The sequence below is a fragment of the Tenacibaculum caenipelagi genome (assembly GCF_004363005.1).
Lineage (GTDB): Bacteria > Bacteroidota > Bacteroidia > Flavobacteriales > Flavobacteriaceae > Polaribacter > Polaribacter caenipelagi.
The window spans coordinates 306213-318649 of record NZ_SNYH01000002.1; the positions used below are offsets into that span (position 1 = coordinate 306213).

A 12437-nucleotide genomic window follows, 5' to 3' on the forward strand; every position below is an offset into this window, starting at 1 on the left:
AAAGTGTTTTATATTAAGATCCGCACATTAAACAATCATCCGGACCTGCATTTTTAGAAGCCTCAACCATTGCCTTAAATTCTTCTGGACTCATTGGTTTTTCTTCTTCTTTCTTTTCTATATTCAACGTGAATTGCTTCGCATTTACAGCAGATTTTGTACGTAAATAATACATCCCTGTTTTTAACCCAGATTTCCATGCGTAAAAGTGCATTGATGTTAATTTAGCAAAGTCTGGGTCTTGCATAAATAAGTTTAACGATTGAGATTGGTCGATAAAATATCCTCTATGGCGTGCCATATCAATAATATCTTTCATACTCATTTCCCAAACCGTTCTGTATAAATCTTTTAACTCTTGCGGAATTGCTGCAATATGCTGAATTGATCCGTTTGCACGCATAATATCTTCTTTCATATTGTTATCCCATAAATCTAACTCAACTAGGTCTTCTAATAAATGTTTGTTTACTACGATAAACTCTCCTGATAATACTCTACGAGTATAAATGTTAGATGTATATGGTTCAAACGCTTCGTTATTTCCTAATATTTGAGAAGTAGATGCTGTAGGCATTGGTGCTACTAATAACGAATTACGAACCCCGTTTTTTTTCACTTCTTTACGCAACTTTGCCCAATCCCAACGACCACTTAATTCATCATCACCAATTCCCCACATATTGTGTTGGAATTCTCCTTCAGACATTGGTGATCCTTTAAAAGTTGAATATGGATCTTTTGCTTTAGCCATTTCCATTGATGAGGTTACAGCAGCAAAATATAAGGTTTCAAAAATTTCTTGGTTTAATTGCTTCGCTCCTTCTGACGTAAATGGTAAACGCAACATGATAAATGCATCAGCTAATCCTTGAATTCCTAATCCTACTGGACGGTGACGGAAGTTTGAGTTTTCAGCTTCTTTTACTGGGTAGTAGTTACGGTCGATTACCGTATCTAAGTTTCTAACCACTTTTTTAGTTACCTCAAATAATTTTTGATGATCGAAGAATTTATTACCATTTTCATCCTCTGCAACAAACATTGGAATTGCAATCGAAGCTAAGTTACATACTGCTACCTCATCTTCTGCCGTATATTCCATAATCTCAGTACATAAGTTTGAAGAACGGATAGTTCCTAAATTCTTTTGATTTGATTTACGGTTTGCAGCATCTTTATATAACATGTACGGAGTACCTGTTTCAATTTGTGATTCTAATATTTTCTCCCATAAATCACGTGCTTTAATGGTTTTTCTTCCTTTCCCTGCTGCTTCATATCCTGTATACAAGCGCTCAAACTCTTCCCCATAAGTGTCGTATAAATGCGGGCATTCATGTGGACACATTAAAGTCCAATGTGCATCTTCTTCCACACGTTTCATAAACAAGTCTGAAATCCACATAGCATAGAATAAATCACGTGCACGCATCTCTTCTTTACCATGATTTTTCTTCAAGTCTAAGAAATCAAAAATATCAGCATGCCAAGGCTCTAAATACATTGCGAAAGAACCCTTACGTTTTCCTCCTCCTTGGTCTACATAACGTGCAGTATCGTTAAACACACGTAACATAGGTACAACTCCATTCGAAGTTCCATTAGTTCCGCTAATATACGATCCTGTAGCTCGGATATTATGAATAGACAACCCAATACCTCCTGCAGATTGTGAAATCTTAGCTGTTTGCTTTAACGTGTCATAAATTCCATCAATACTATCATCTTGCATTTGTAATAAGAAGCATGATGACATTTGTGGTTTTGGTGTTCCTGCATTGAATAAGGTAGGTGTTGCATGCGTAAAATATTTTTTACTCATCAATTCGTATGTAGCAATAGCCTCATCAATATCTTCTTTATGAATTCCAATAGAAACACGCATTAACATTTGTTGTGGGCGTTCAACAATGTTTCCATTCAATTTTAATAAATAAGAACGCTCTAATGTTTTAAAACCAAAATAATCGTAGTTAAAATCACGACTATAAATAATTGTTGAGTCTAACTTATCAGCATTGTCCATAATGATTTTATACACATCATCTGCTAATAATGGCGCTTTTTTTCCTGTTCGCGGATTGATATAATTATACAAATCGGTCATTGTTTCAGAAAACGACTTCTTTGTATTTTTATGTAAGTTAGATACGGCAATTCTTGCTGCTAGCTTTGCATAATCTGGATGTGCAGTTGTCATTGTCGCAGCTACTTCAGCCGCTAAATTATCTAATTCAGAAGTAGTTACCCCATCATACAATCCTTCAATTACTCGCATTGCTACTTTAACCGGATCAACAATATTGTTTAATCCGTAACACATTTTTCTAACCCTTGCTGTGATTTTATCAAACATCACAGGCTCTTTTCTGCCGTCTCTTTTTACTACATACATATTGATATTGGTTTTAGTTGGTTAATAGAGTCGTCAAAACACCCTTGATTGACAACTTGTAAAATGATAATAAATTGTTTCTCTTTGAAACGTTATATAAGCTAAAGCACATTTTACAGTGCTTTAGCTGAGTAATACTGCATGTAGGGGAAATAGCAGCTTATTGGTTTCTAAAAATCTGCATCAAAGCTGATGCTTCCTGTACCACCAGATTTTACTCCGGCTTTTTGGTACTCTGATACTCTTTTTTCGAAGAAATTGGTTTTTCCTTCTAATGAAATCATTTCCATGAAATCAAACGGATTGGTTGCTTCGTATTCTTTTTCACAACCAAATTCAAGTAACAATCTGTCAGTTACATATTCTAAATATTGTGTCATTAAAGTAGCGTTCATTCCTATTAAACTTACTGGAAGTGACTCGGTAATAAACTCTCTTTCAATATTTAAGGCAGAAATAATAATTTCTTTAATTCTCTCTTTTGGTACTTTGTTAACTAAGTGATTATTGTGTAAATGTACTGCAAAGTCACAGTGCATACCTTCGTCACGAGAAATCAATTCGTTAGAAAAAGTTAATCCTGGCAATAACCCACGCTTCTTTAACCAGAAAATTGAACAGAATGATCCTGAAAAGAAAATTCCTTCAACCGCTGCAAATGCAATTAAACGCTCTGCAAATGAATCAGAATCAATCCATTTCAATGCCCAATCTGCTTTCTTTTTAATGGCAGGAAAAACTTCAATCGCTTTAAAAAGCCTGTTCTTCTCCTCTTCATTCTTAATATAAGTATCGATTAATAACGAATAGGTTTCAGAATGAATATTCTCCATCATGATTTGAAAACCATAAAAGAATTTCGCTTCTGAATACTGAACTTCATTTACAAAGTTTTCTGCTAAATTTTCATTTACAATTCCATCAGATGCAGCAAAAAATGCTAAAACGTGTTTGATAAAATAACGTTCATCATCTGTTAGCTTAGTATTCCAATCATTTAAGTCTGAATGTAAATCAATTTCTTCTGCAGTCCAAAAACAAGCTTGTTGTTTTTTATACCATTCCCATAAGTCGTTATGTTGAATTGGAAAAATTACAAATCTGTCTTTGTTTTCTTGTAAAATTGGTTCAATAGATGCCATGCTTTTTTAAGCTCTTTTAAGTGTGTTATTTTTATTACCAGAGGGAGAAACAAAGATTGAAAAATTTGCTAAATTTTGAAAGCTATACTTATTCACAAATCCCTTGAAGTTTTTAACAAAACGTGATTTTTTAACTAAATATCCATTTTTAAGACTTTTTATAAATATTTAATAATCAATAATTTAAAAACACAAATTTTGCTTGACAAGTGATACTCACTGAGTTCCTTATTTTGTGTTTACACATAAAAAAAGTGATGCATTTTACATCACTTTTTAAACGTCCTTTTTCTCAGAAAATAGGTTTTATTTTTCAACTTTTAAAACTTCTGAAATTATTTGTTCAATCTGTTTTTTTGGTAGTGCTCCATGAGCCATTTGTGGCTCTTCATCTACTGGACAAAATAACATAGATGGAATACTTCTAATTCCAAAAGCAGCTGACAATTCTTGCTCTGCTTCTGTATCTATTTTATAAATATTAATTTTTCCTTCATATTCTGCACTTAACTGCTCTAAAACAGGTGCCAATGCTTTACAAGGTCCACACCAATCAGCATAAAAATCAATAATTGCGGGTACTTCTCCTTCAAACTTCCATTCCTTATTTTCTTCGTAGTTAAAAACCTTTTTGAAAAAAGCTTCTTTATTCAAATTCTCTGTCATCTGTGTTTTCTATATTATAATTGTGTAAAGGTAGTCGTTTTTATTTCATCCTTTTTACAGAGTTCTTTTTGTTAAAATCATCTTAAAATAAATGGTTCTCATTGTTTTTCTTCTAAATTTGAGCGAATTAACCAATTTTAAAACCATGAAAAAAATCCTTCTTCCTCTTGTATGTGCAGGGACAATTTTTGTTTCTTGTAAAGAAGAAAAACAATTAAAAAACAATATTAGTGTGAACTACCCTGAAACAACTAAAAAACCTGTTGTAGATGAATACTTTGGTACCAAAGTGACCGATAATTATCGTTGGCTAGAAGACGATAGAAGTGCTGAGACCGAAACTTGGGTAAAAGCTGAAAACGAAATTACATTCGACTACTTGAGTAAAATTCCATACCGCGAACAATTAAAAGAACGCTTATCTGAATTATGGAATTACGAAAAAGTAGGAACTCCTTTTAAAGAAGGAGACTATACTTATTTTTATAAAAATAATGGACTACAAAACCAGTATGTTTTATACAGAAAAGACAACGATGGTAAAGAAGAAGTTTTCTTAGACCCTAATACATTTGCAGAAGACGGGACTACCTCGTTAGGCTCTATAAGTTTTACTAAAGATGGAAAAACAGTTGCTTATGCTATTTCTGAAGGGGGAAGTGACTGGAGAAAAGTAATTATTATGGATGCTGAAACTAAAGAAATTAAAGAAGACACTTTAGTTGATGTGAAATTTTCAGGAATTGCTTGGAAAGGAAACGAAGGGTTTTATTACTCTAGTTATGATAAACCAAAAGGAAGTGAATTATCTGCAAAAACAGATCAACACAAATTATATTTCCATAAGTTAGGAACGCCTCAAAGTTCTGATGAAGTTGTTTTTGGAGCTACTCCAGAAGAAAAAAACAGATATGTTGGTGGTTACTTAACTGAAGATGATAAATTTTTATTTATTTCTGCATCTACTTCAACTTCTGGAAACAAACTTTTCTTAAAAGATTTAACCAAGCCTAATAGTAAACTAATTACAGTATTAGACAATTATGATAGTGATACGCATGTAATAGATAACAGAGATAATAAATTATATTTGGTTACCAACTTAAATGCTCCTAACAAAAAAATAGTTACCGTAGACGCTGCAAACCCAACACCTGAAAACTGGAAAAAATTTATTCCTGAAACTGAAAATGTATTATCTCCTTCAACAGGAGCAGGATATTTCTTTGCTGAATATATGGTAGATGCAGTATCAAAGGTTTTACAATATGATTTTGATGGTAAATTAATTCGCGAAGTAAAATTACCAGGAGTAGGTTCTGCTAATGGTTTTAGTGGAAAAACAGATGCTAAAGAACTCTATTTTTCATTTACTAATTACAACACACCTAGTTCTTCCTATAAATTTAATCCAGAAGATGGAACCTATGAAGTATACTGGAGACCAGCTATTTCTTTCAATTCAGATAATTACGAAAGTAAACAAGTATTTTATACTTCAAAAGACGGAACAAAAGTTCCCATGATTATTACCTATAAAAAAGGATTAGAATTAAACGGTAAAAACCCTACTATTTTATATGGTTATGGTGGATTCAATATAAGCTTAACTCCTAATTTTAGTATTGCCAACGCTGTTTGGATGGAACAAGGAGGCGTATATGCTGTACCTAATTTACGTGGCGGAGGTGAGTATGGTAAAAAATGGCATAAGGCAGGAACTCAACTACAAAAACAAAATGTATTTGATGATTTTATTGCTGCTGCTGAATACTTAATAAAAGAAAACTATACCTCATCAGATTATTTAGCTATTAGAGGAGGCTCTAATGGAGGATTATTAGTAGGAGCTACAATGACACAACGTCCTGATTTAATGAAAGTAGCTTTACCTGCAGTAGGAGTTTTAGATATGTTACGTTACCATACCTTTACAGCAGGCGCTGGTTGGGCTTACGACTATGGTACTTCTGAGCAAAGCAAAGAAATGTTTGAATATTTAAAAGGGTACTCACCAGTACACAATGTAAAAAAAGGAGCAAAATATCCTGCAACAATGGTAACAACAGGGGATCATGACGATCGTGTAGTCCCTGCACATAGTTTTAAATTTGCTGCTGAATTACAAGACAAACAACAAGGGAGCAATCCTGTATTAATCAGAATTGAAACCAATGCTGGTCATGGAGCGGGTACTCCTGTCGCTAAAACTATTGAACAATATGCTGATATTTTCGGATTTACCTTATTTAATATGGGATTCGAGTCATTACCAAATGCACCAAAGTCAAAAATAAAGAGTTAAAAACTGTAACAATTGTATAAAAACTAACTCTTATTAAGATAAATCAAAAATCACAAAAATGAAAACCATTCACAAAATGCTGTTTACTACTGCAGTTGCTTCTTTAGGAGTCGTTGCTTGTAAAACAGATAAAAAGCCTGAAGAAAAAGTACAGGCAATCGTTTTAGAAAATATGGATAACTCGGTTAAACCAACCGATGATTTCTTTAGATATGTTAACGGTTCTTGGGTTGATAAAACCGAAATTCCTGCCGATGAAACTTCTTGGGGTGGATTTAATCAATTAAGAAAAACTACCACTAAAGATGTGTTAGCTATCTTAAACAAGGCTATTGAAGAAGGTAACTTCCCAAAAATAAAAGATGCTGAAGGAAACGAAATAGATTCTGATCAAGAAAAAGCTGTGAACTACTACGAAACCATAATGGATACCGTAGCTAGAAATAAAGCTGGTAAGGCACCTGTACAGCCTTTTCTTCAAAAAATTGAAGAAATTAAAGACTTAAATGACGTACAAACTTTCATTACCAACATGGCTCCTTATGGAGGTGCTGGCTTTTACGGTTTTGGCGTATTTAACGACCTTAAAAACAGTAGTATGAATGCTGGTTACATGGGAGCTGGCGGACTTGGTTTATCAAGAGATTACTATGTAGATGAAAAGGTAAAAGATAAGCTTGAAAAATACGAAGTTTTTGTAGCTAAAATGTTGCAAGAGTTTGGCGATGATGAGGCTACAGCTAAAAAGAATGCAGCGACTATTGTTGCTTTTGAAAAGAGTTTAGCTGAACCTAGAATGACAAAAGAAGAGCGTAGAGATACTCGTAAAATTTACAACCCAATGACTGTTGCTGAATTAACTGAGTTAGTTCCTGTAATTGACTGGGAAGCTCACTTAAAAGGAATTGGTGTTGATAGTATTGACAAAGTTATTCTTACTGACCCTGGGTATTTCAAAGCAATGAATGAAGTACTTAAAAATAGTCCTATCGAAACTATTAAATTATCATTACGTTGGAATGCTATTAACAACTCTTTAGGTTTATTATCTACCGATTTAGAAAAGGCTAACTGGGAGTTTTACAGCAAAGAAATGCGTGGTGCTAAACAACAACGTCCAAGAGACGAGCGCGCTTTAAGTAACTTAAATGGTGCTATTGGTGAAGCTTTAGGTAAATTATATGTGGATGAAAAATTCCCGCCAGAAGCAAAACAAAAAGCTAAGGAAATGATTGACAACGTAATGTTAGGTTTTGAAAAACGCATTGCACAATTGCCTTGGATGAGTGAAGAAACTAAAGAAAAAGCTCTAGACAAACTTCACAAATTAACCGTTAAAATTGCATATCCTGATAAGTGGAAAGATTATTCTGCTTTACAAGTAAAAGGGTTAGAACAAGGAGGTACGTATTTTGACAATGCTGTTAATGTACGCAAGTGGAATTTTGAAAAAGACATGGCTAAATTAGGTAAAGAAGTAGACAGAACTGAGTGGGGAATGTCTCCTCAAACAGTAAATGCTTACTTTAATCCTGTAAATAACGAAATCGTATTCCCTGCAGCTATTTTACAACCACCTTTCTATAACTACAAAGCTGATGAAGCTGTGAACTATGGAGGAATTGGCGCAGTTATCGGTCACGAAATCTCACACAGTTTTGATGATTCTGGTGCTCGTTTTGACGGTGATGGAAACCTTAAAAACTGGTGGACAGAAGAAGATTCAGAAAAGTTTAAAGAGGCTGGTAGCAAGCTAATAAAACAATACAGTGATATTATTGCTATTGATAGTATGCATTTAAATGGAGAGTTTACCCTAGGAGAAAATATTGGTGATTTAGGAGGAGTACAAGCTGCTTACGAAGGATTACAAATTTTCTTAGAAAAGAATGGTCGTCCTGAAAATATTGACGGATTTACACCTGAGCAACGTTTCTTCCTTTCTTGGGGTACCATTTGGAGAACTAAAATGCGTGATGAAGCATTAAAAAACTTAATCATGACAAATCCACACGCTCCTGGAATGTACAGAGCATATATCCCTCTTAAAAATGTAGATGCTTTTTATAAAGCATTTGATGTTAAAGAAGGTGATAAAATGTATTTAAAACCAGAAGATCGAGTAAGAATTTGGTAAATTCAACCAAAAAAATAAGTACCTTTAAACCAGTGCATAAGCACTGGTTTTTTTATTATTAAAAATAAAAAAATAGGTGTTGTATAATTCAAAAAATAGTAAGTAATTCGCCCCCCTTAACTTTCTAAAAAATGAAACTAATAGGAAGAGTTGAAAAAATATCCTTTTTAAAATGGGAAATTGAAGATTTGCCTGCTAAAATAGATACAGGAGCCTATACTTCTGCGATACATTGTAAACATATTGAAGAGAAAGATGGAGTGTTAAAGTTTATACTATTATGTCCAAAAACTGAAAAGTATAATAACAAATTGCTTCAAACAACTAAATACCAATTAAAAAGTATACGAAGCTCTAATGGTAAAAAGCAAAAAAGGTATGTTGTATCAACATCCGTTATTTTTTACAATAAAAAATATAAAATAAAACTATCTTTATCTGATAGAGGTAAAATGAATTATCCAGTTTTAATTGGTAGAAAGTTTTTAAATAAAAAATTTATCGTGGATGTTTCACAAAAAAACATCGCATCAAAAGAAGTATAAAAAATGAAAATTGTTGTCCTTTCTAGAAACACTAAATTATATTCAACCAAACGTTTAGTAGAAGCAGGTGAAAAAAGAGGTCATGAAATGCTGGTGTTAGATCACACAAAATGTGACTTAATTATCGAAAAAAGAAAGCCAGCTATAGTATACAATCACGAATTAGTAACAGATGTAGATGCTATCATACCTCGTATTGGTGCCTCTGTAACTTTTTACGGTACTGCAGTTGTACGCCAGTTTGAGATGATGAAAGTTTTTTCTGTTGTAGAGTCACAAGCTTTGGTAAGATCTAGAGATAAATTAAGTAGTTTGCAAGTACTTTCTAGAGCTAATTTAGGGTTGCCAAAAACTGTTTTTACCAATTATTCAAAAGACACTTCTGAAATTATTAAAAAAGTAGGTGGTGCTCCATTGATTATTAAATTACTAGAAGGAACGCAAGGTTTAGGAGTTGTTTTAGCAGAAACAAAAAAAGCTGCTGAATCGGTTTTAGAAGCTTTTAACGGTTTACAAGCCCGTGTAATAGTACAAGAGTATATTAAAGAAGCTAAAGGGGCTGATATTCGTGCATTTGTGGTTGATGGTGTTGTTGTTGGTGCTATGAAACGTCAAGGTAAAGAAGGTGAATTTAGATCGAATTTACACAGAGGTGGAACCGCAGAGATTATCGAATTAACTGAAGAAGAAGAAAACGCTGCCCTTAAAGCTGTGAAAACAATGCGATTAGGAGTTGCTGGAGTTGATATGCTACAGTCTGATAGAGGCCCGTTAATTTTAGAAGTCAATTCCTCTCCTGGTTTGGAAGGTATAGAAAAAGCCACAGGTAAAGATATTGCTAAAAGCATTATTCGATATGTAGAAAGAAGTGCTTAAAAACAAAAACCGACATAAAATAATGTCGGTTTTTTTATCTTTAGTCTGCTAATTCCATACAGTTAAATCCTTTTTGTTTTACTTTGTTTATAATGTCAGCTTCATCTGTAATATCTGTTGCCTCTATTCTTAAAACATTATCAACATCCTCAATATCAATAGATAAGTTAATTATATTACTATCTTGATTAAATAACTGACGTATAGATTGTTCTTTTTTCTTTGTATCAATATCAGTTCCATAGATAAATAGTTTCATAACTCATTGATTTTTATTTTTGTTCCGTTTCTTTATTTAATTTCTCTACATATTTTTGATAAGCTTCACTCCCTTCTTCTTCCCAAAAACTGTCATAATGTTCCCACTCTGAAAACTCTCCCTTACAGTTCTTTTCATAATATGATTTGAGTTTGTGTTTTCTTCTTTTGTTTGAGCATTTCTCCGATTTATGTTTCCCTCCACATTCACTAGATGAGAATAAAATTTTAGATAAAATAAATAACCCTACTGCTTGCCAGTAGTTAATAACTCGTAATCCGAAGATCTCTGGCATAAGGTTATTCCAAAGCCACATAATTGCATATCCAAAAAGCATCGCAAGTGCTAAAACTACAATTATTCCGAATATTATTCTTCCTACAAATATTCCTAGAGATTCTCCATCTCTTCGTTCTTTAAACAAATTTTCCATCTTTTATTTTTTATTTTTATTTTCAATTTTTCTCAATAGTATTCCTAATGCTCGATGTCTTCTTGACATTAATGTTCCAATAGGTATTTCAAGTTCCTCCGATAGTTCATTGTATGTGTATCCTTCAAAATCAATAGCTATAATAATTTCCTTATATACTGGTTTAAGATTCATTATTTTTAATTCTAGTTCCTTTTTCATCGCTTCAGAATAAGCATTATCAGGAGTTCCATACAACACCTCTGCAAGTTCATTCAGTTTTATTTCATCAATATCTGAAGCTTCGTGTTTCTTTTTTCTCAAATTATCAATGATTTTATTTTTTAAGGACCTATAAACAAAGCCAGCTACATTGTTTATAGGTGAATGTCCATTAACTCCAGAAAACAATTTTAAAGCAACCTCTTGAATAATATCCTCTGCATCTTGATGAATACTTTGTTTTATTTTAGTTCCAACATAAGACTTAAGAGCACCATATTCTTTATCAAAAAAGGCTTTTAATTTCTTTTTATTTTCCGTTTCTTGGTTCATTTACAGGCTTTCTTTATAGCTCCTCAATTATAAAGACGTACTTTTTATTTTCTATTGCATTTTTTTCAAAAAAAACTTTTCATATCGTTTATAACAAATATACTTAGGTCTGATTCTTAAAAAAAGAAGATTATTTACAGAGAAGCATGAGATGAATTATCTTAGTCCTTTACGTATTTTTGCACCTATGCTACAAGTTAATAATATTTCATTCACTTATCCATCAAAAGAAAAAACCCTACAAAACATAGGCTTTACCTTACAAAAAGGAGAACATTTGTGTATTATGGGAGAAAGTGGTTGTGGAAAATCTACCCTTCTAAAAATAGTGTATGGTTTGCTTGATGTAGATAAAGGAAATCTCTTTTGGAATGATATTCAAATTTTAGGACCCGAACATCACTTAGTTCCTGGAATGGAGTTTTTTAAATATGTGGCTCAAGATTTCGATTTAATGCCATTTACTTCAGTAAGTGAAAATATTAAGAAATTCTTATCCCGATTTTATCCTGAAGAAGCCGAAGAAAGAACTCAAGAACTTTTGGAGGTTATTGAAATGACTGGGCTTGCCAACGAAAAAGTTAAAAATTTAAGTGGTGGCCAACAACAAAGAGTTGCTATTGCTAGGGCTTTAGCTAAAGAACCTGAGCTATTGCTTCTTGACGAACCTTTTAGTCAAATAGATAATTTTAAAAAGAATTCCTTACGTAGAAGATTATTTGCTTATTTAAAAAAGAAAAATATTGCTTGTATTATAGCAACTCACGACGGAAACGATGCTTTATCTTTTGCTGACAGAATGATGGTTATTCGTAATCATCAAGTGCTTGCATATGATAGTCCATCCAATTTGTATCAAAACCCAAAAGAAAAGTATACAGCTTCTTTATTTGATGATGTGAATGAGGTTTTTATCAATAATCAAACACTTCTACTGTATCCGAATCAACTAGAAATAACTCAAGAAACAACGAACTTAAAAGCTACGGTTATAAAATCTTATTTTAAAGGATATTATTGGTTGATAGAAGTAATGTACAATAACCAATTGGTATTTGTAAATCATCATAAAAATATTGAGCATAAAAAAACAGCTTTTTTGAAATTCAAAAAAACTGTCTAAACCAATAATAATTATCTCA

General features: G+C 32.7%; 11 protein-coding genes. 5 read left to right on the plus strand and 6 right to left on the minus strand.

Features of this window, described 5'->3' with window-relative positions:
• Nucleotides 1-13: 13 nt before the first annotated feature.
• The 3 genes from DFQ07_RS04905 to trxA form a co-directional block, all read right to left on the minus strand.
• The gene (locus DFQ07_RS04905; protein WP_133535158.1) at nt 14-2398 is read right to left on the minus strand and encodes a ribonucleoside-diphosphate reductase subunit alpha; all 2385 of its coding nucleotides are present in this window, start codon (nt 2396-2398) and stop codon (nt 14-16) included.
• Between the two features lie 170 nt (nt 2399-2568).
• Nucleotides 2569-3540 carry a ribonucleotide-diphosphate reductase subunit beta gene (locus DFQ07_RS04910; protein ID WP_133535159.1) on the minus strand — a complete coding sequence of 324 codons (972 nt, stop codon included), beginning with the start codon at nt 3538-3540 and terminating at the stop codon, nt 2569-2571.
• 306 nt (nt 3541-3846) lie between these two features.
• A complete protein-coding gene (gene trxA / locus DFQ07_RS04915; protein ID WP_133535160.1) occupies nt 3847-4206 on the minus strand; it encodes a thioredoxin in 360 nt (119 codons plus the stop codon).
• A 145-nt stretch (nt 4207-4351) separates the two neighbouring features.
• On the opposite strand from trxA, the gene DFQ07_RS04920 reads away from it, so the two are divergent.
• The 4 genes from DFQ07_RS04920 to rimK all read left to right on the plus strand — a co-directional run bounded on the left by DFQ07_RS04920 (nt 4352) and on the right by rimK (nt 10069).
• Complete coding sequence (locus DFQ07_RS04920; protein WP_133535161.1) at nt 4352-6511, plus strand: prolyl oligopeptidase family serine peptidase; 2160 nt, start codon at nt 4352-4354, stop codon at nt 6509-6511.
• Between the two features lie 58 nt (nt 6512-6569).
• Entirely contained in the window at nt 6570-8648 is a 2079-nt protein-coding gene (locus DFQ07_RS04925; RefSeq protein WP_133535162.1) for a M13 family metallopeptidase, read from the plus strand.
• Between the two features lie 131 nt (nt 8649-8779).
• Nucleotides 8780-9193: an ATP-dependent zinc protease family protein gene (locus DFQ07_RS04930; protein WP_133535163.1), complete on the plus strand. Its 414-nt coding sequence runs from the start codon at nt 8780-8782 to the stop codon at nt 9191-9193.
• A gap of 3 nt (nt 9194-9196) precedes the next feature.
• The gene (gene rimK, locus DFQ07_RS04935) at nt 9197-10069 is read left to right on the plus strand and encodes a 30S ribosomal protein S6--L-glutamate ligase (RefSeq protein WP_133535164.1); all 873 of its coding nucleotides are present in this window, start codon (nt 9197-9199) and stop codon (nt 10067-10069) included.
• Nucleotides 10070-10109: 40 nt separating this feature from the next.
• Here the strand turns inward: rimK and DFQ07_RS04940 are convergent, their stop codons facing one another.
• From DFQ07_RS04940 to DFQ07_RS04950, 3 genes are read right to left on the minus strand one after another with little or no spacing between them, the layout of a single operon-like run.
• The gene (locus DFQ07_RS04940; RefSeq protein WP_133535165.1) at nt 10110-10328 is read right to left on the minus strand and encodes a hypothetical protein; all 219 of its coding nucleotides are present in this window, start codon (nt 10326-10328) and stop codon (nt 10110-10112) included.
• Nucleotides 10329-10341: 13 nt separating this feature from the next.
• The gene (locus DFQ07_RS04945) at nt 10342-10761 is read right to left on the minus strand and encodes a hypothetical protein (RefSeq protein WP_133535166.1); all 420 of its coding nucleotides are present in this window, start codon (nt 10759-10761) and stop codon (nt 10342-10344) included.
• A 3-nt stretch (nt 10762-10764) separates the two neighbouring features.
• Nucleotides 10765-11295: an RNA polymerase sigma factor gene (locus DFQ07_RS04950; protein ID WP_133535167.1), complete on the minus strand. Its 531-nt coding sequence runs from the start codon at nt 11293-11295 to the stop codon at nt 10765-10767.
• A 187-nt stretch (nt 11296-11482) separates the two neighbouring features.
• Here DFQ07_RS04950 and DFQ07_RS04955 point away from each other — a divergent pair, with 187 nt between their 5' ends.
• Nucleotides 11483-12418, plus strand: coding sequence for an ABC transporter ATP-binding protein (locus DFQ07_RS04955; RefSeq protein ID WP_133535439.1), 936 nt, complete (start codon nt 11483-11485; stop codon nt 12416-12418).
• Nucleotides 12419-12437: the final 19 nt, after the last annotated feature.